Source organism: Lentibacillus saliphilus, from assembly GCF_019093865.1.
Taxonomy (GTDB): domain Bacteria; phylum Bacillota; class Bacilli; order Bacillales; family Amphibacillaceae; genus Lentibacillus_B; species Lentibacillus_B saliphilus.
On record NZ_JABJXD010000012.1, the window covers coordinates 1 to 20,727 of the forward strand.

Genomic DNA, 20,727 nt, shown 5'->3' on the forward strand with positions numbered 1-20,727 from the left:
TGCGCTTCTTGTAAAAGCGACCTCTTAAATATACCATGTGACAACAATACTGTCAACAACTTTTTTAAGAGTTTATTTTAAGCTACGCGTTCTTTAGCGCAACTTTTACATCTTAACATTTCACATCACATCTGTCAACACCGTATATTTCCTTTCGATGGTGTAACAAAAAGCTGGAAAACTATTTGTTTTAATCAGCGTTGACTATTGTATAACGGCACCTCTCAAAAAGCAATACATTTTTCACGACTTTTATATGGTAATAAAATGAAATCAATTTCAAAAGGCACATTATAATTGATTCGATAGCGACGTATAACCTAAAACACATTAATACATCCTATTATTAGACTGGAAGGAGGCGGTTTGTTTGCTTAAGTTGTTTTGCGTTACGGTATCAACTATATTATTATTCCTTAGTCCTCTGATTACACTTTCCGCATCAACTGAAACGACGGAAGTTAAACTTGATACAGAAAAAGTAGATCTCACAGGAAATAATGAAGATGAACATCTCACCTTGAAAGGAATGCCACTTTCGGACGATTCGCGATACTACCAAGACTTATGGGTCGACATTATCAACAATGAAGAGCAGTGGTCCATTCGATATGGAGGTGGTTACGAACCTACAATTAAAATTGTGCACTTGAAAGGGACAATGGCGCCACACATATATTTTAAGGCTCAATTAACTGAAGACGACCATTACCAGATGACCCATCATCTTCATCGTTTTAAAGACGGAAAAATGTCGCGCATATCTCTTCCTCAACTTGACTATTTAAACGCTTCTATCACCAAACAATACGAAGCGCTGATTCAAACTTCACCAACAGAAAACGCAATTAAAGTAGACCTGTCTAATTATAAAGAACAACTTAACACGATTTTATTTGATATAAAGAACGAGGAAAAGGATAAGGTACCACTATGGGTTGACGACAACATAGCATACAATATCATCGTCCTTGGAAACCAGGATGACCATGTCTTAGAAAGCATCATACCGATCAAAACAACGAAAACTGGAACAGTGCTCGGGAATATTCGTACCTTATGGGAACGTAAGGAGAATCAGTGGATTAACGTTCATACACAATGGGAAAAGAGCTAAGGGTGGAAAGCATAACACATACTAAGAGGGCAAACACGCATTTAACCGTGTTTGCCCTCTTCTCTTTACACTTCTTAATTAGCAACAATATTAACAAGCTTACCAGGTACTGCAATCACTTTACGAACCGTTTTATCAGTCAACCATTCTTGAATTGTTTCATTAGCGAATGCCATTTTTTCAAGCTCTTCTTTTGAACTGTCTGCTGGTACATTCATTTTTGCGCGAACTTTACCCATAACTTGGATAACTATTTCAACTTCATCTTCTACGAGTTTTGCTTCATCATATGCTGGCCAAGCTTCATAGCTAATCGTTCCTTCATGGCCAAGACGCGTCCAGAGCTCTTCCGCAAGATGTGGTGCAATTGGAGACAGCATTTTCACAAAGCCTTCAACATGGGATTTATCCAGTTGTTCAGCTTTATAACCTTCATTAACAAATACCATTAACTGAGAGATCCCCGTATTGAAATGGAGATTTTCAAAATCTGTCGTCACTTTCTTGACGGTTTCATGGTAGACCTTTTCCATTGGTGATGCTTCAATGGTGTCAACAATTTTGTCTGAGAGTGATCCATCTTCATTAATGAATAGGCGCCATATCCGATCCAAGAAACGTCTTGATCCGTCTAAACCATTCGTTGACCACGATACGTCAGCATCAAGTGGTCCCATAAACATTTCATACAACCGCAACGTATCAGCACCATGAGAATCAATAATGTCATCTGGGTTCACGACATTTCCTTTTGATTTACTCATTTTTTCGTTGTTCTCTCCAAGAATCATCCCTTGGTTAAAGAGCTTCATAAATGGTTCTTTCGTAGGGACAACACCGATATCATAGAGGAATTTATGCCAGAATCTTGCATAAAGCAAGTGAAGAACGGCATGTTCGGCACCACCAATGTAAATATCAGTCGGCAGCCACTTTTTCAAAAGCTCAGGATCAGCGAGCATATCAGGATTACGTGCATCAATAAACCGCAAGTAATACCAGCAGCTACCTGCCCATTGTGGCATTGTGTTTGTTTCGCGTCGCCCTTTCATACCTGTCTCAGGATCTGTAACATAAATCCAATCACTATTAGCAAGTGGTGATTCACCTGTACCAGATGGTTTGATTTCAGTCATTACTGGCAACGTCAACGGCAATTCTTCCTCTGGTACAGTTGTCATCGTACCATCTTCCCAGTGGATAATTGGGATTGGCTCTCCCCAGTATCGTTGTCTAGAGAACAACCAATCACGCAAACGATAGGACACCTTTTTCGTTCCTTTATCATTTGCCTCGAGCCATTCGATCATTTTTTCTATGGCTTGCTCTTTATTCAAACCATTTAAGAACTCAGAATTAACGAGCATGCCATCTTCCGTATATGCGGCTTCTGTCACATTACCGCCAGAAACGACTTCTTTTATTGGTAGGTCAAACGCCTTGGCAAATTCATGGTCGCGTTCATCATGAGCTGGTACAGCCATGATGGCACCACTACCATAAGACATGAGTACATAATCGGCAATCCATATTGGCATTTTTTCATTGTTTGCCGGGTTAATGGCGTAAGCACCTGTAAAGACACCTGTTTTTTCTTTCGATAACTCAGTCCGTTCAAGATCTGACTTCGTTTGAACGGCTTTCAAATACGTTTGAACAGCATCAGTCTGTTCAGCCGTCGTTATATGATTAACTAATGGATGCTCTGGTGCAAGGACTGCATACGTAGCGCCAAACAATGTGTCAGGTCTCGTTGTAAACACCGTAAATGTCTTTTCATGACCGTCGATTGTGAATGTGACTTCTGCACCTTCTGAACGACCTATCCAATTACGTTGCATATCTTTAATGCTTTCTGGCCAATCAACTTCTTCCAAATCGTCCAGCAATCTGTCCGCATACGCCGTAATTTTAAGCATCCACTGCTTCATTGGCTTCCGAATAACAGGATGGCCCCCCCGTTCACTTTTACCATCAATTACTTCTTCATTTGCAAGCACTGTGCCAAGTGCTGGGCACCAGTTTACCGCCACCTCATCCATATAAGCGAGACCTTTTTCATATAGCTTTGTAAAAATCCACTGCGTCCATTTGTAGTATTCTGGATGTGTCGTACTAATTTCTCGGTCCCAATCATAGGAAAAACCGAGCTCCTGAATTTGCCTTTTAAATGTAGCGATATTTTTATTCGTAAACTCAGCTGGGCTATTTCCGGTATCAATGGCATACTGTTCTGCAGGCAGACCAAACGCATCCCATCCCATCGGGTGTAGCACCTCATAGCCTTGCATCCGTTTTACTCTGGATAAAATATCTGTTGCAGTATACCCTTCTGGATGTCCGACGTGTAAGCCTGACCCTGATGGATAAGGAAACATATCCAAGGCGTAAAACGGCTCCTTGTCAGAATGTACATTTGTTTTAAATGTCTTATTATCTTGCCAATACGTTTGCCATTTCTTTTCGATTTCTCGATGATTAAATGCCATTATATCCAACCTCCTCTATAAAATTAAAAAAAGCCCCTCATCCCTAAAAAAGGGACGAGAAGCTGTAATTCCCGCGGTACCACCCACATTAGCGCCTTAATGACGCTCGCTCAGATCCTTAACGCGGATAACGGTAGATACTACTTCAGTTCATATCTACAACTTCAAGGCGAGTTCATAACACTTTAGGGACAGTTTTCACCAACCACTGCCTCTCTTGACCTAAAGCCATTATTACTAGTCCTTTGCAACGTTTTTACATATGTATCGCTTACTATAATAGAAAGACATGGTGTTGTCAAGGTGCAGCTACCTAGAGTGAATATCTTCCCTCATGACATTTGGCATGCTACTATAATGATAGATCATAATTTAAATGAAAGAAAGTGTGCTTAACATGATTAAAGGAATTTTACAATATGCTCATACACTCTTAGCAGATAGCCTTCAAGATGGTGACACAGCAATTGATGCAACGTGTGGCAACGGGCATGATACTGCATTTTTATGTAAGACTGTCGGTACTTCTGGCCATGTATATGGATTCGACATCCAAGACCAAGCGATTGAAAACACAAGAAAAAGATTAGCCGACGATAAATTAACGAATGCCACCATTATTAAAGACAGCCATGCCAATTTTATTCATCACATCCCCGTTGATCAACTCAACCACATTGGAGGTGCTATTTTTAACCTCGGCTATTTACCTGGAAGTGATAAGTCCATTATTACACAAGGTGAGTCGACCATTCTAGCACTGGAAGGTATGCTCGAGCATTTAAAAACAGATGGGGTTATCATTCTCGTCGTTTATCATGGGCATGAAGGCGGAGATACAGAAAGAGACCACATTATGAAATATGTCCGGTCCATCGATCAAAAAATGTGTAACGTCCTGTACTATGGTTTCGTTAACCAGAAAAACAATCCACCATTCATTCTTGCACTACACAAAAAAGCCCATCATAACGACTAATATGCACCAAACACATTCATCCTAATTAGTACAAAACACACCTTAGATAAGGCGCAAGGAAAAGCGCTTCGCTTCGTAGGTGTGTTTTGTACATTTATGTATTAGGAAAATTTGCGTTTGCTCCACCAATAAATGAGTTGAGCATTCCAATGGAAGAATCGTGCTCGAGGACCACTTTTTCGTAATAACAATTTCGTCATGTCGACGCCATTTGGTAGAGTTTTCACTTTTTCATCAGCAAAATACAATCCGACAAGCCCTTGCGAGACCATCTCATGAAATAGACGCTCAGGCATCGCTTGTACAGCTGCAATAGACTGCTCTGCGAAAAAACCAAGCCGTTCTTGTAAATGAGCTTGATCTTTGTAATGGCTGCAAAAGTTCAAATCCCCCTCTTCCACATCCTCTGTTTGATCTATATAATAATCCAACAAAATATGTAACCCTTGCACATACGGAAAATAGGAATTCGTAATGACGTCGCTCTGTTCAGACGTTATCGTACCACGTAAGGCATAAGATACTAAGCAAAAAATCCCCAATGTAGAACCGGCTGAAGCTGAAAATTCATACCATTCTAAGCCTTTAGCGATATCTTCATGGTGATGATGCCAGTCTGTTAATCTCGGCACACGCTCTGGAACAGCAACATGCTTATGAACTTGCAAATCTTCATAGAGCCCTTCCAAAAATTGAAGCTTTGGCTGAATGACAGAATACCGCTCTAGCTGACGCAACGTTGCTTGGCACGTCCGAACGAGATCAGCTAAATATTCACCATCATGCTGATCTAAACGCAAAGCATAATAATGATGTGGTGACGCATCTGGATCTAGTGCATCCTGCATCGATCTATGTAATAAACGGAAATCATCTGGATCAAGTGACGTGCTACGGTCACATAAGTTATCAAGGTAATCACTAATCGTTTGGTAGGCGACGATAAATCGCACTGCTTCCCGCCACCTATGTCCAGATAACAATGCAAAAACGGCGCCTCCTTGACAATGGAACCGCTTCGTTTCAATACTCGATACTGCTTGTATGCGTAATTCCTCATTCGGAATGGCCTTTGCTTTCCTAGACCAGAAAGCAAGCTCCTTAGTTACTTCCGGTAAAATTCTTCTATATACAGCTGACATGAGTGTCAATGCCGTCTTTGGTACACGATGTGACACCGCTGATCCTCCGTTCTTCATCTACACGTCTATATGGTTCATATTTAGTATACTAGGCTAGCTTAAAAACACAAAACCATCTAGCCTATGTAACATGCTATCTGATGTGATAACCCCATCATCCATTTAAGGAATTTTATACATCAAATCTATTCCCCACCTTCTGCCAAGGTTTCCACAATACTTTTTGTTATACTACATGTATCACCATTAATATCAGGAGGCTACATATGATACACTCATTTGAAAATAGCTCACCTCATATCCATGACACGGCGTTTATTGCTAAAAATGCTACCGTCATTGGAGATGTTCATATTGACGAACAGTCCAGTGTTTGGTTTCAAACCGTCATTCGTGGAGACGTTGCGCCTACGCGTATCGGGAAGCGGGTCAACATACAAGATTTAAGCATGATTCATCAAAGTCCTAACCTTCCAGTAACAATAGAGGATGATGTCACAGTTGGGCATCAAGTCACCATTCATGCTGCCACAATCCGACATCATGCATTAATTGGTATGGGCGCGATTATACTTGATGGTGCTGAAATTGGAGAGCATGCATTTATCGGGGCTGGGAGTCTCGTTCCCCCAGGGAAAAAAATCCCCCCACGCACTTTAGCATTAGGACGCCCCGCTAAAGTCGTGAGAGAGCTTACGGATAAGGATTATGCAGAAATGGAGCGCATTCGCCAAACATATGTGACACGGGCAACGTATTACCGAACAGAAACAGATTTGTAGATCCCTTAATTTAAATGTCATTAAAAAACGACCAGACTTGCTACCGAGCAATTCTGGTCGTTCATTTTACCTTTTATTTAGCAATCAATGCTTGTAAAGCCTTTACCTTATCGGTTTTTTCCCACGTAAATTCAACATCTGTTCGACCAAAATGTCCGTATGCGGCTGTCTGTCTAAAAATCGGCTTTTCTAAATCAAGCATGCGAATAATGCCAGCTGGTCTTAAATCAAATAATTCACGAATTGCTTTAACGAGCGTTGCTTCATCTACAACACCGGTATCCATCGTATTAACTGAAATTGATACAGGCTCAGCGACGCCAATTGCATAAGCGAGCTGAACTTCACAACGCTTAGCGAGTCCGGCAGCGACAATATTTTTTGCAACATGCCGTGCAGCATAAGCAGCAGAACGGTCAACCTTCGTAGCGTCCTTTCCACTAAATGCCCCACCACCATGACGGGCATAGCCACCGTATGTATCAACAATAATTTTTCGACCTGTTAAGCCAGCATCACCTTGTGGTCCACCAATCACAAATCGGCCGGTCGGATTGATAAAGTATTTTGTCGATTCACTCAAGAGATGTTCAGGTACGACTGGCTTGATAACGTGTTCAAGCAAATCTGCATGAATCTGCTCTAAAGTTGCCTCTTCATGATGCTGTGTTGAAATGACGATCGTATCAACATGAACCGGTTGATCGTTTTCATCATACTCTACCGTTACCTGTGTTTTACCATCTGGACGTAAGTAGTCAAGCGTACCATCCTTTCGAACATCTGCCAGACGCTTGGCCAATTGATGAGAAAGCGCAATTGGCATCGGCATCAATTCATCCGTCTCATCACAGGCATAACCAAACATTAACCCTTGATCCCCTGCACCAATCGAGGCAATTTCTTCTTCGCTCAACTGTCCTTGGCGTACCTCTAATGCTTGATCAACGCCACCAGCAATATCCGGTGATTGTTCATCAATTGCGGTTAGAACGGCACATGTGTCAGCATCAAAGCCATATTTAGCTCTTGTATATCCAATTTCCTTAACTGTTTGTCTAACAAGGGCTGGAATATCAACATATGTTTGTGTCGTAATTTCACCAGATACGAGCACAAGTCCTGTCGTTACTACGGTTTCACAGGCGACACGTGCTTTCGGGTCATTTTTTAAAATTTCATCAAGAATCGCATCGGATATCTGATCACACATTTTATCTGGATGACCTTCTGTTACGGATTCCGATGTAAATAAACGGCGATTTTTAGCCATATGGCTAAACACTCCTTCTATATAAATTACGGAACGCCTCCATCAGTCTGTATAAAACAAAAAACCTTTCCACAATCATGAGGAAAGGGTCACTTTGCCTTTCACTCTTATTGTTCAAGGAATCATCCTTGCACCAGTTAGCACCTTTTCACAAACGTGACGGTTGCCGGGCTTCATAGGGGCAGTCCCTCCACCAACTCTGAATAAGAGGTATCCGTTCGTTCTATATGCTATCGAATGCGGGTCAGGCTGTCAACTCTTTTAAATAGCACGTCATAGAAAATTAAGGGCACACATATAATTTTTTTGTATAAACTGGATCATTAGTATGGACTAATAAAATTAATGTGTTATACTAATAGCAGAATTTACAAATACACATCTAATGAACGACAACAGCTTAACTTTATCATTATCAAAAAGGTAGGTTATCATTCATGAAAACAATAGAGTCATTTAAGCTTGAACAGTTGCTGACTCATCACAATCTCTATGAAAATGCGTCGGTTCCTTATCTTGTTGAAAAGATCCTTGAGCGTCGTGAAGGTATATTAACTGCAACTGGGGCCGTTCGTGCAACAACTGGAAAATATACAGGTCGATCACCTAAAGACAAATTTATCGTTAAAGACGACTTAAGTGCCGATCTTGTGAATTGGGGGCCTGTCAATCAACCAATCGATGAGGTCGCATTCGACCAGCTCTACAACAAAGTGATCGATCATCTTCAAAAGCAAGATGAACTCTTTTCCTTCAAGGGCTTTGCCGGTGCGGACAGTAAACATCGCCTACCGATAACAGTTATTAATGAATATGCATGGCATAATTTATTTGCCCGACAATTATTTATTGTACCATCTGAACAAGAATTTGCCGAGCATCAATCGGAATTCACCGTTATTTCAGCACCAACGTTTCAGGCCGATCCAGTTGTAGACGGGACACACTCTGAAACATTTATTATGATATCGTTTAAACGAAAGATTGTATTAATTGGTGGAACTGAATATGCTGGCGAAATTAAAAAATCCATTTTTTCCGTCATGAATTATTTGCTTCCACAAAAAGATGTCATGCCAATGCATTGCTCAGCCAATGTTGGGCAAGAAGGTGATGTTGCTTTGTTTTTCGGACTATCAGGTACGGGGAAAACAACTTTATCTGCTGATCCACATCGCCGTTTAATTGGTGATGATGAACACGGTTGGAGCTCAAATGGCGTCTTTAACATCGAGGGTGGCTGTTATGCAAAGTGCATTAATTTATCACCGGAAAAAGAACCACAAATTCATCAAGCTATTCGATTCGGAACAGTTTTAGAAAACGTTGTGCTTGATGATGCAACTCGACTGCCGAATTATGATGATACATCTTTAACCGAAAATACAAGAGCGGCTTATCCACTAGAAAATATCGATAACCTTGTATCACCTAGTGTTGCAGGCCACCCAAACACGATTATTTTTCTAACAGCTGATGCATCTGGTACATTACCACCTATTAGTAAATTAACAAAAGACCAAGCGATGTACCATTTCCTTAGCGGCTACACAAGCAAATTAGCTGGAACGGAACGTGGTGTTACAGAGCCTGAGGCAACTTTTTCTACATGCTTCGGTTCGCCATTTTTGCCACTTGCACCATCAACTTATGCAAAAATGCTCGGGGAAAAAATTGACCACTATAATGCAAATGTTTTCTTAATCAATACCGGGTGGACTGGCGGACCATATGGTGTTGGTAAACGAATGAAGCTCACATACACACGCGCAATGGTACACGCTGCACTTGAAGGTGAGTTGAATACTGTTGAAGTCGTAAAGGATGATATTTTTGGTCTAGACATCCCAATGCATGTCCCTGGCGTGCCTGATGAGGTGTTGATTCCGAAAGATACGTGGACAGACCAGGATGCCTACACCACTCAAGCAAAAGAGCTTGCTCAGAAATTCCATGAGAATTTCGAGCAATTCACACACGCTGATGCGCATATTGCTCAAGCAGGGCCCCTTTACAGGCCTTAATCATTTTGTACCTCATCCCAAGAGGGTTTTATATATGTTTAGTACCATTAATCAAGCTGTCTTAGGGCAGCTTGATTTTTTTGTAGCAATCGTCTCTCAAACACTCTTCTTCCAATTCATCTATAGGCATTCACACATTTTTCCTGGCAAACATAAGCTATCCCGACAAACAAATTGAGATTGAAAGGATAGGATGACCTCATGAAATCTATAAAATATGCTGTTTTCCTAAGCATCGCTCTTCTCTTATTAGCAGCTTGCCAATCTAACGAAACATCATCCGTTAAAGTTGCCGAAGTGACACGATCTGTTTTTTATGCACCACAATATGTCGCCTTGGAAAAAGGTTTTTTTGAAGAGGAAGGACTGGATGTTGAACTTCAAACGACTTGGGGCGGTGACAAAACGATGACCACCTTGCTCTCAGACGGAGCTGATGTCGCCCTTGTCGGCTCGGAAACGTCAATGTATGTGTATGCCCAAAATCCAAAAGACCATGCTGTTAACTTTGCACAGCTCACGCAAACTGATGGAACATTTCTCGTCAGCAAAGAGCCGCAGCCTGACTTTTCCTGGACTGACTTAAAAGACACCATATTTCTTGGTCAACGAAAGGGCGGAATGCCACAAATGGTCGGTGAGTATGTCTTGAAGCAGCATCAAATCGATCCACATCAAGACCTTGATTTAAGACAAAACATTGAATTTGCAAACATACCAGGTGCCTTCGTATCAAGTGACGCACAATACGTTCAACTGTTCGAACCAACGGCGAGTGTTTTCGAAAAAGAAGGAAAAGGTCACGTCATTGCATCATTTGGAGAGGAGTCTGGAAAGGTGCCCTACACCGTGTTTATGGCAAAAGCGAGCTTTCTTGATAAAAATAGCGACACTGCCAAAGCATTTACACGGGCCATTTACAAAGCGCAGCAATGGGTGAATGACAACAGTCCAGATGATATCGCTAAACTGATTCAGCCATATTTTGAAGATACCGACTTAGATATGATTGCTTCTTCAGTAGAGCGCTATAAAAACCAAGGTTCATTTGCAACAGATCCGATTCTTGATGAAGAAGAATGGAACAATCTTATGGATATTATGAATGAAGCGGGTGAACTACCGGAAGACACACCATATGAGACCCTCGTCAACACAGACATTGCCAAAGACATCATGAACGAATAAGGAGGGAATTCGGTGGCTTTTTTAACCCTTGATCATGTCTCACATCACTATTTCTCGGAAAAGTCCTACACTAAAGCACTTGAGGACATTACATTTTCAGTTGATGAAGGGGAATTCGTTGCATTGCTTGGTCCAAGCGGCTGTGGCAAATCAACCATCCTATCCATTATTTCAGGTATTATTTCTCAAACAGAAGGTTCTGTTCTCCTCAACAAAACACCCATTTTAAAATCAACCATGGCAATTGGATACATGCTACAGCAAGATTACCTCTTTCCTTGGAAAACGATTATGGATAACGTCTGTATGGGGCCGAAAATAATGGGGACCAAAACGGTAAGCACCACACAAAAAGCAGAAGATTTACTTGAAGAGGTTGGATTAACAAATATCTCATCTACGTATCCCGATGCTTTATCAGGTGGCATGCGGCAAAGAGTCGCTCTCGTCAGAACACTGATGACAGACCCGAAAGTGCTCTTGCTTGATGAACCATTTTCAGCATTAGACTATTTAACAAAATTAAAGCTCGAAAATCTCGTGTCAAAGCTATTGAAGGAATACAATAAAACAGCCTTACTCGTTACGCACGACATTGGTGAAGCCATTTCGATGAGTGATCGCATCATCGTTATGGACGCCAACCCCGGAAAAATTGCCAAATGTTTTGAAGTCCCGATTGAATTACGTAACGAGGAGCCTTTTTGGGTGAGAAGACACCCAAAATACCATGTCTTGTTTGAAAAAGTATGGAATGAACTCAACAAGGATGATACCATTTCCTCCACTCAAAAGGAGGTTGAGAGCCACAATGAAACAAAGGACTGATGACGCTTTATTTGAACAATATCAAATACGCGTTAACCGCGATAAAAAAATCGTATTAACGTGGCAAGTTATTATTTTAATCGGCTTTTTTGCAGTGTGGGAAATAAGCAGCCGGCTTTACTGGATTGACCCACTTATATTTAGCTCACCTACAAAGGTGTTTAATTTGATTACACGTAAGGTCATCGACGGATCGATTTTAACCCATTTACAGATTACAATTTTTGAGACGGTTCTTGGTTTTATTATTGGGACAATACTTGGTATTGCTTTCGCAAGTATTCTCTGGGCATCTCCACGGTTATCACGCATATTTGACCCTTATCTTGTCATCTTAAATGCGATGCCTAAAGTTGCTCTTGGACCGATCATAATCGTTGCACTTGGTCCCGGCTATGCTTCAATCATTGCAATGGGGATCATTATTTCGGTTGTCATTACAACCATCGTCATATACTCGGCTTTCAAGGAAGTGAATCCCAATTATATTAAGGTTCTGCAAGGCTTTGGCGCGACAAGGCGGCAGTATTTTAGAGAAGCTGTTTTCCCGGCGACACTGCCAGCTATGATTTCAACACTCAAAGTCAATGTAGGTCTTGCTTGGGTCGGGGTTATCGTTGGAGAATTCCTCGTTTCAAAAGAAGGACTTGGATACCTCATTGTTTATGGATTCCAAGTGTTTGATTTTACACTCGTTATGTCGAGTTTGATTTTAATTGCCATTGTAGCAGCCTTAATGTATAAAGTCGTTGAAAAAATTGAGCGGTGGCTCATCAAACATACAGGTTAAAAAAAGGTCTGGTCACACATTGTGCCAGACCTATTTCATATGATGCGTAATTTCTTCAATACACAGCGGGACAATTTCATCCTTCATTATAAAGCTGAAGCGTTTGTCATGCTTTAAATGAGCTGGTAACTGTTCTTGAAGTACAGGGCCTTCTGTTTCAAAATACGTCGGCTGTTGCTCTAAGCGACTGATGGTCGCATAATAAACGTTTTTATAGACAGTTTCATATTTCCCTTGTACAACATACTGTGCAACATATCGAAGCGTATCAACAATGCCCCCTGTTTCCTCAAAGACTTCACGAATTGCAGCTTGTTCCGCAGTTTCCCCAGGCTCAACCTTTCCACCCGGGAACTCAAGGCCTCGTTCAGTATGTTGGGTTAAAAGCCATTGTTGATGATAGTTACATATAACAAGAACATGCTTCGGCTTTTTTGTAAATGGATGATTCGAAAAAGATAGCGTGACGACATTGTTATAAAAGTCCGTAAATGTATGCATGGTTTCAACTGCCTTTAAGTTTTGTTAGTCTTTTTCAATGGGTTGTATTCATAATTATATATCTTTCGTGTTTCTATCACGTGAAATCATTTTTGGTACAGCGAGACGATGTACAGTTATTCACTCACTATGCTTGTTATTTTCCACGTTTCATCATACGTAAATTCTATCTCTATCGAGTATGACCCGTAAAAAACAGAATCATTATGTTGAATGACTTTAACGGTAGTATGGCTGATCGTTTCTTTGTGATAGGTGTTCTCCGGATCAAACCAAGGTGCCGTTTCTGTTGGAACAATATATAACCCATCAGGATGTTCTTTAAAGTAAAAATCAACATAGCGTTTTGCGATATCTCGATCAGCAATTTTTTCATACGCATCAAGAAGCTCAGATTTTGACGCATAATGAATGACTTTATTGGTGTCGGTTGTCTCTTGAACAAGCGTGTCCATAAAAGCCGCAGTCAAGCGCTCGATCTCATTGTCACTAATATGTGGCAGTGTCTGCGCTTTTAGACGCGGCTGTTTCTGAGCTGTTAATTGATGACTGACATTCGTTGCTTCATTCATTTCGGGAACGATTAGTAAAGTCATTAAAATACCAACACTTAATAAACATACTACCATGATTACACGTTTGACAAAAGCCATCCCTTTCCCCCCTCTTGTTAAAAAGCGTATCGACCTGTTATCTAATATATTCCTTTAACTAGAAAAGTATAAACTACAAATCTTTTAATATAGAAGCAAACTTAATAGAAAATAGGAATGATACCCTTTTAATTAAGTTAATGCTCAGGTTATAACAGATGCAGAGGTGGATTGTATATTAATATTACTATTGAAAGTAATAATTTTAATAAATATTAACTAAAAGTAACTGCAACAACAAAGTCCCATCTTGATGACATACTTTAAGAATCAACCATTCAAAACAAAAAACGCAGAAGTCTTAAAACCTCTGCGCCGAATTATAAAAACAAGGCCCCCAAACTATAACCGCATATCTCCTAAAACACCCATCTCTTCAATATGTTTTTTTGTTTGATCGCTGCCGAGTTGGTAAATGAGTGTAAACGCTTTTGTTAGACCGTCATCATGCTCATGATTAAAGCGGTCATTGTGATAAGACATGATCGGTACATAAGAACGAAAAAACGAGCCCATATCCGCTTGGTGCATGTGATCCATCAGACTTCGAAGTGTCACGATTTCTGATTGTGTTGCATAAACAACAAAATCAGTATTGTTACCATATGGCACCTGGGAAATTTCAGTCGTTCCAATATTAATATAGTATTTCTTTCGATTCATCTGACAGCACCTCCACTATCAGTGTTTACTAAAAGCATCAAACAATGTAACAACTTGATTATGACTTATGATTGGTTAGAATATGTGTCCAGTATTGTAACAAGCTTGTAGCGCATGACCTTATTCGTTGCATTACGTGGCAACGCATCAACGAAATAAATCTCTTTTGGCACCTTATACCCCGCTAATTGCCTGCTAACATGATCTAAAATGTCGTTTTGTTCTAAGTTAGAATCAGACCTTACAACGAAGGCAACAGGAACTTGTCCCCACTCTGGATCTTCTTTTCCGACGACAGCGGCCTCATTTATACCTGTCACACCATATAAAACACTCTCTATTTCAGATGGATAGATATTTTCACCACCAGAAATGATTAAATCATGACGACGATCCACAATATAAAGAAAACCATCCTGATCTAACCTACCAAGATCGCCCGTTCTCAGCCACCCATTCTCAAACGATTCTTTTGTCGCTTGCTCACGTTTATAATAACCGCTCGTGACCATTGGACCTTTTACATAAATGTCTCCTACGTCACCCTGATTTGCATCAATGTAAAGCTGTGCCGGGATGAGTGGCTTGCCGGCTGAGCCTGTTTTTTCTAGTGCATCAGCAGCACTGAGGGTTACAATTTGAGATGAGGTTTCGGTCATGCCGTACGTTTGAAAAACAGGGATGTTCAACGTCTTGGCAGCCTTCAATAGCGGCAATGGAACGGGTCCGCCTCCGAGCAACATACAGCGAAACGAATGAGGATATGGCGTGTCTCCTTGATCAGCAATCAGTCTTTGCAACATGACTGTCACAACAGAGGCAATCGTAACCCCCTTTTCAAGAATCGCTTTGTTAACGACACTTGCCTCAAATTTTTCAAGCAAATAAACTGGCATGCCATAAATGACACTACGCAATAAAATTGATAACCCACCAACATGAAACAAAGGGAGTGCACAAAGCCATTTATCCTGCTTATCTAATCCAAGATTTAAGGCAGAAGCAATAGCGCTCCACCAATGGTTGCCATATGTATGAACAACACCTTTTGGAAAACCAGTCGTCCCTGACGTGTAAATGATAGTAAAAGGGTTATTCAAGACAAGTTCGGATTTCAAGTGAACGATGCTTTCTTCCAACTGTTCAATGTCAGAAAAGGCTTGTATTTTATCGGCAAAGGTCATTTCAGAAGCTGCATGACGTAAATCATCATGCACTAAAACTTTTTCAACATCCGCGTCCTCAATCTGAAAGCTTAATTCCGCATTCGTCAACCTAATATTTAACATGACAGCCACTGCCCCAAGATAGCTTAACGCATGTATTGCAACGGCCATGGAAAGATGGTTAGGGGACAGTAGGCCAACATGCATCCCTTCCTTCACACCGGCTTGACTGAGCTTCCGAGCAAAGGATTGGCTCTTTTGTTGTAACTCGAAAAAACTAACCTTCTCTCCAGTAGCCAATTCAAACGCTGTAGCATCTGGTACAAGCTCTGCCTGTTTTGTCAGCCAATGAGGAATTGTTTCATGACTCATGATAGATCTCTCCTTCAAAAAACATCATATCTATATTTTATTCTTTCATATCACTCAAAAAAAAAACCTTTATAAGGAAATGGTACACTTAAAGTGACCCATTTCCATTATAAAGGAGAGATTAGTATAGACAAGTATTCATTATAAGCTGTAACCAACCGTAATAATTTCGTGACCACTTACAGGAACATTTATTTTACCGTTAACGTCGAGAGAGAGGGTTTCTTCCTGTTCTTCAATGACATTACTTTTGTAGGCAGATGTGCTATAGGGTAATTTAATCTGCAATGTGTCCTTTTTATCATAAAGATGGAACCAACGCAGCATAATGTCACCAGTAGCCTCAGATACCCGTGCTGATGAAAATGCAAGCTTGTCTCCTTGCCATTCAACAAACGACCCCTCTGGCGCTAACGCACCGTCCTGAATCGGTGCCTGGCTCGTAGTCCATGGCACCTGATACTGATAGGCCTGTCGGTAACTGTCAGTTGCATCACCACGATGCGGATAGATGGCAAATGATACTGTGTATTCACCTAGACATTGCGCTTCAGGGGTCGGGAAATAGCCCCAGTCACCCATCTCACCAACTGAACGGAGTAAAGTCACTGCAATCGTGTTTTGGCCATCCCTTAATACTTCATACTCGTTTAGACCATAATTGGCGATGGTTAAGCCTTCTTCTTCGTTGCCAATAGAGACGAAATCCTGTTGGTGCTGAGAGTTATCAGGATTTATCCACTCAGCAGATGGCTCGTTTGGTCGCTTAACCACTTCGAATATCGAATCGGCATAGTGTTCGTTCGTGTCAATCATTGTTGGGAATAAAACACGCAATCGATGATCTTTTGCCTGGTTATTGAATGTAGTCTTTACTTGAACACCTTTACCATTTTTTTCAAGTGATACGTAAGTTTTGATGATAAATGGCACGGTTTCTTCTTTTCGAGCTGCTCTTCGCATATTAAATTGAACAAGCTCTTTTTGTTCACGGTCAAGAAGATCAGTCGCGCTTTTTGGTATCGCCCATTCATGTATGATTTCATAAGTTGCACGGAAAGAGGTATCCTCAATCACTTGAATATGTGCAGGAATTTGTTCCGTTGTTAAAGGTGTCTCATTTTCCGGTTGTTTAAACATATATTCATTACCAATATCACCGGTGTCTTCGTAGATTCCTAAACCACGATATGTTCGGCCCGTTGATTTGTCTGTAATCGATAATGAGCCATTAGATGCAATCTTCACCTCTAGATGATCGTTAGCCATCGTGTTCGTTCCAATAATCAGTGTAGAGGTTGGTTCACATTTCTTCTTTTCTTCTACAGGTATGAGGGCAAATGTTTTATAACCCAATGCTGGAATGTTTTGAGCTTCAAATGTTATTTTTGCCTGACGTGCCATAAATGGTTGCCTGAACTTATCATTTGGTAGATCATAGCCAAACATTATACCTAAGTCTTCCATTTCAAAATCATATTCATATCCATCGCTATCTACGAGTTTTTTATTACTTATTTCAAATGTTTTTAAGTTGTCTTGATTAACACCCTCAGAAAAATATTCCCGTTTTACATTAAGAGTGACACTGAGTGTGCCAGTACGCTCATATCCCGTCGTATTAAAAACGACAAACGGTAGCACTTCGCCCTCTCCGAATTGCGTCGTATTAATCTGCTCTGTAATGGCCGCTGACGATTCTTCAATCAAGGCTTCTGCCACATGCAAGCTGTCCGCAAATCGTGTCACCATATTTCGATGCACTTCATCGACACTGCAGCCGCAAATGCTATCATGAGGATGGTTTTGCATGAGCTTCTTCCAGGCATATTCAAACTTATGATGGTTATATGACTTACCGAGCATATAAGCGAACGATGCAAGTGGCTCAGCAACTTTTGCCAGCATCGTTTCGCCTGTTCGGTTCATTTGTTTTAAATACACACGTGATGACGCTGTATTAACAAGGGTTCCCCAACCATCCGTTTGTTGACTTCGCAATTCCCCATCAACCGTTTTTAAATTTTGTGGTAAAGCACCAACAAGACTTTCAATATAATCATTGAAATTTGAATGCTTAAATGTTACGTCAGGGTATAGCATTTGGGCAGTCTTAATCGCTTCAGGTAAATCTTTTTGAATCGGCTGATGATCACATCCGTTCATGACTAACATGTGCGGACTAGACGCAAACTTCTCCAGTCCTTCCATCCTACTCGACCAATAGGCTTTTGCCTCTTGTTTATCAACGGGAACCTCATTCCCGTTGCAATACCAGTTGGCAAATAAAACACCATACACTTTGGATCCGTCCGGTGAACGCCAGTACATTTCTGAATAAGGCGATTCAAAGTTGTCTGATTCAATTACGGTATTATTGAACCCTGTTGGTTTCACACCTCGCCCAAAAATGGCATTATTGATGCCAGCCTGACGAAGCAGCTGGGGGGCTTGGCCTATATTACCGAATGAATCCGGAAAATAGCCGACTTTAGAAACATTTCCCCATTGCTTAGCATCCTTCATTCCGTATTGAAGGTTCCGTACATTCGATTCGCTGCTCGTTAAAAATTCATCCTGTAAGATATACCATGGCCCGATATGTATCATACCTTCTTGAATGAACTGTTTAAGATCTTCTCTTTTATCGGGACGCACCTGCAAATAATCCTCGAGAATAATTGTCTGACCATCTAGATGAAAGCTTTTAAAACCTGGATGTGTTTTCAATGTTTCCAAAAGGTCATCCATCAAATCAACGAGGCGCATATGATGATTTTCATAAGGCATGTACCATTCTCGATCCCAATGGGTATGAGATATAATATGAATCTGTTTATTGTGTGTCATAATAACCTCCATTGACCACCTATATTTTTAAAGACATGTTGATTGTGTAACATGCTGACGTGCTGCAGCCAACACCTATTGAATCGTGCATTAAAATCGTCCTTTTGTGGCTATAATCATATCGTTAACCTTTAGATGCTCCACCAAGACTGAAGCCTTGAGACATATATTTCTGTCCCATAAAATACAAAATTATGACTGGAATTGTGTATACAAAGGAAAATGCTGCGAGTTGTCCGTAAAACACCATTCCATGCTGACCAAAGAACTGAAAAATGGTTACGGAAGCCGGTAATTTTTCCACTGATTGAATTAATATAAACGGCACAAAAAAGTTGCCCCAGCTATTTGTAAACGTAAAGATCAATACTGTAAAAATCCCCGGCTTCATGAGTGGCGCAATAACTTTTCTCAGCCCTACCAATACTGAAGCACCATCAATCCACGCAGACTCTTCAAGTGTAACTGGAACTGAATCAATGAAATTTTTCATCAGCCAAATACCATATGGCAATCCAGAAGCCGATAGAAATAGCATTGTAGCAATGAGTGAATCATTTAAATTAAAGAATACAAACAACTGATAAACAGGAACCATGATGGCAGTCATAGGCAACCCTGACATAAACAAGATTGTTAGTATAATAGAATTTTTATGCTTCAAGTGGTATCTCGATAATGGATACGCCGCAAGTGCAGATACAAATACGAGTAATAAAGAAGATCCCAGAGACAGGAATACCCCAATAGCAAAAGCTCGTAATATGTCCGGATCAGTCAACAATTGTGTCCAATTATCAAGTGTGAATTCTTCCGGCCACTCAATGGACAATGTCGCATGTGCATCAAAGGAAGCAAATAACATCCAAAGAAGTGGTATGAAAAACATGATCCCTATAATTGTAAGTATGATGTAGGGTAATGCGGTTTGTAGTCGTTTTTTACTGAACATATGAATCCCTCTTTTAATCGTCAGTTTTCAAAAATCGAATATACAGTAAGCTAAGCGCAATTCCAATTAACAAAAGTACGAGTGAAATAGCTGTCCCGTATCCTAATTGATAATTAACAAATGCCTGATCATACATAAATAATGGCAATGTAGTTGATTTTTCTCCTGGACCGCCACCAGTAAGAGCGAATATTAATGTAAAAACACCTAGCGTTTGTAATGTAACTAATACCATATTTGTTACAGCTGCACCTTTTATAATTGGCAAGGTTACTCTCCAAAGTCGCTGCCATGCATTAGCACCATCAATTTTAGCTGCTTCTTCAACTTCTTGCGGTACATCATCAAGAGCTGCCTGATACATCAACATGGAAAATGCAGCACCATGCCAAATGTTTACAAAGATCACGCTAATCAAAGGGAATTTCAACAACCATGCGATAGGTTCAATGCCTGCGAAGCCTAAAATAGTATTCAATGTACCTTGATCACTTAAAAATGCAAACCATACGAAAGCCACCACAATTTCAGGTGTAATCCAGCCAGCTAAAACAAGTAATCCAATCGTACTTCTGAATGGTTTTGCTTTTTTCTTCATTAAAAATGCAACTAGAAAGCCTACAAGCTGTTGGCCTATCACAGCGGAACAGATCAGAAAAATGAGGGTATTTATAATGCTCGTTTTAAAGCTTGGATCATTAAACATACGGGTAAAGTTATCAAAACCAATAAATTGTGTGTTGTTGGCAGCCTCTCCTGTTAAAGCCATATTCGTGAATGAAAAATAAATGGTCATGATAATCGGACCCATGACAAACAAGAGTAGCAAAACGATGGCAGGTGATCCAAATATAAGTGCCCTAAGATAAGGGTTTCCGTTAATTGATTTATGTTTTGCCAAGATCAAACACCTCTTTAATGAATGGGGCCATCATATGACGGCCCCAAAAATTCAATG

General features: G+C 40.5%; 17 protein-coding genes, 1 riboswitch and 1 other annotated feature. Of the genes, 7 read left to right on the forward strand and 10 right to left on the reverse strand.

All coding sequences use genetic code 11. From position 1 onward, the window contains the following. Positions 1-370 precede the first annotated feature (370 nt). Positions 371-1,117 carry a hypothetical protein gene (locus tag HPC67_RS14130; protein ID WP_217589057.1) on the forward strand — a complete coding sequence of 249 codons (747 nt, stop codon included), beginning with the start codon at positions 371-373 and terminating at the stop codon, positions 1,115-1,117. Between the two features lie 74 nt (positions 1,118-1,191). Here the strand turns inward: HPC67_RS14130 and leuS are convergent, their stop codons facing one another. Then, positions 1,192-3,606, reverse strand: a complete 2,415-nt coding sequence (gene leuS, locus HPC67_RS14135) for a leucine--tRNA ligase (RefSeq protein ID WP_217589059.1) — start codon at positions 3,604-3,606, stop codon at positions 1,192-1,194. A 47-nt stretch (positions 3,607-3,653) separates the two neighbouring features. Continuing rightward, positions 3,654-3,866: a binding site (T-box leader), on the reverse strand. Between the two features lie 137 nt (positions 3,867-4,003). Between leuS and mnmM the strand changes: the two genes are divergently transcribed. Continuing rightward, a complete protein-coding gene (gene mnmM / locus HPC67_RS14140) occupies positions 4,004-4,585 on the forward strand; it encodes a tRNA 5-(aminomethyl)-2-thiouridylate-methyltransferase MnmM (RefSeq protein ID WP_217589061.1) in 582 nt (193 codons plus the stop codon). 101 nt (positions 4,586-4,686) lie between these two features. Here the strand turns inward: mnmM and HPC67_RS14145 are convergent, their stop codons facing one another. Then, entirely contained in the window at positions 4,687-5,763 is a 1,077-nt protein-coding gene (locus HPC67_RS14145; protein ID WP_343327851.1) for a tetraprenyl-beta-curcumene synthase family protein, read from the reverse strand. A gap of 230 nt (positions 5,764-5,993) precedes the next feature. Here HPC67_RS14145 and HPC67_RS14150 point away from each other — a divergent pair, with 230 nt between their 5' ends. Continuing rightward, positions 5,994-6,509 (forward strand): gamma carbonic anhydrase, encoded by a 516-nt coding sequence (locus tag HPC67_RS14150; RefSeq protein WP_217589065.1) that lies wholly within the window; start codon positions 5,994-5,996, stop codon positions 6,507-6,509. 73 nt (positions 6,510-6,582) lie between these two features. On the opposite strand, the gene metK is transcribed toward HPC67_RS14150, so the two are convergent. Then, complete coding sequence (metK, locus tag HPC67_RS14155; protein WP_217589067.1) at positions 6,583-7,782, reverse strand: methionine adenosyltransferase; 1,200 nt, start codon at positions 7,780-7,782, stop codon at positions 6,583-6,585. A gap of 104 nt (positions 7,783-7,886) precedes the next feature. Beyond that, positions 7,887-7,992: riboswitch (SAM riboswitch) on the reverse strand. A gap of 227 nt (positions 7,993-8,219) precedes the next feature. On the opposite strand from metK, the gene pckA reads away from it, so the two are divergent. From pckA to HPC67_RS14175, 4 genes are all read left to right on the forward strand, one after another. Next, the gene (gene pckA, locus HPC67_RS14160) at positions 8,220-9,806 is read left to right on the forward strand and encodes a phosphoenolpyruvate carboxykinase (ATP) (protein ID WP_217589081.1); all 1,587 of its coding nucleotides are present in this window, start codon (positions 8,220-8,222) and stop codon (positions 9,804-9,806) included. A 201-nt stretch (positions 9,807-10,007) separates the two neighbouring features. Then, positions 10,008-10,994: an ABC transporter substrate-binding protein gene (locus HPC67_RS14165; RefSeq protein WP_217589083.1), complete on the forward strand. Its 987-nt coding sequence runs from the start codon at positions 10,008-10,010 to the stop codon at positions 10,992-10,994. A 12-nt stretch (positions 10,995-11,006) separates the two neighbouring features. Then, positions 11,007-11,822, forward strand: coding sequence for an ABC transporter ATP-binding protein (locus HPC67_RS14170; protein WP_217589090.1), 816 nt, complete (start codon positions 11,007-11,009; stop codon positions 11,820-11,822). Then, complete coding sequence (locus HPC67_RS14175; RefSeq protein ID WP_217589092.1) at positions 11,806-12,612, forward strand: ABC transporter permease; 807 nt, start codon at positions 11,806-11,808, stop codon at positions 12,610-12,612. Before HPC67_RS14170 ends, HPC67_RS14175 begins: the two co-directional genes overlap by 17 nt. 30 nt (positions 12,613-12,642) lie before the next feature. Here the strand turns inward: HPC67_RS14175 and ytkD are convergent, their stop codons facing one another. From ytkD to HPC67_RS14210, 7 genes are all read right to left on the reverse strand, one after another. Beyond that, positions 12,643-13,113, reverse strand: coding sequence for an RNA deprotection pyrophosphohydrolase (gene ytkD / locus HPC67_RS14180; protein ID WP_217589094.1), 471 nt, complete (start codon positions 13,111-13,113; stop codon positions 12,643-12,645). Between the two features lie 116 nt (positions 13,114-13,229). After that, on the reverse strand, positions 13,230-13,766 hold the full coding sequence (locus tag HPC67_RS14185) for a hypothetical protein (protein WP_217589096.1): 537 nt from the start codon (positions 13,764-13,766) through the stop codon (positions 13,230-13,232). A 342-nt stretch (positions 13,767-14,108) separates the two neighbouring features. Beyond that, positions 14,109-14,429, reverse strand: a complete 321-nt coding sequence (locus HPC67_RS14190; RefSeq protein WP_217589104.1) for a hydrolase — start codon at positions 14,427-14,429, stop codon at positions 14,109-14,111. A 65-nt stretch (positions 14,430-14,494) separates the two neighbouring features. Continuing rightward, the gene (locus HPC67_RS14195) at positions 14,495-15,967 is read right to left on the reverse strand and encodes an o-succinylbenzoate--CoA ligase (RefSeq protein ID WP_217589106.1); all 1,473 of its coding nucleotides are present in this window, start codon (positions 15,965-15,967) and stop codon (positions 14,495-14,497) included. Between the two features lie 141 nt (positions 15,968-16,108). Further along, positions 16,109-18,817, reverse strand: coding sequence for an alpha-mannosidase (locus HPC67_RS14200; RefSeq protein WP_217589113.1), 2,709 nt, complete (start codon positions 18,815-18,817; stop codon positions 16,109-16,111). Between the two features lie 124 nt (positions 18,818-18,941). Beyond that, positions 18,942-19,769, reverse strand: coding sequence for a carbohydrate ABC transporter permease (locus HPC67_RS14205; protein ID WP_217589115.1), 828 nt, complete (start codon positions 19,767-19,769; stop codon positions 18,942-18,944). Between the two features lie 13 nt (positions 19,770-19,782). After that, the gene (locus HPC67_RS14210; protein WP_217589302.1) at positions 19,783-20,580 is read right to left on the reverse strand and encodes a carbohydrate ABC transporter permease; all 798 of its coding nucleotides are present in this window, start codon (positions 20,578-20,580) and stop codon (positions 19,783-19,785) included. Positions 20,581-20,727 lie beyond the last annotated feature (147 nt).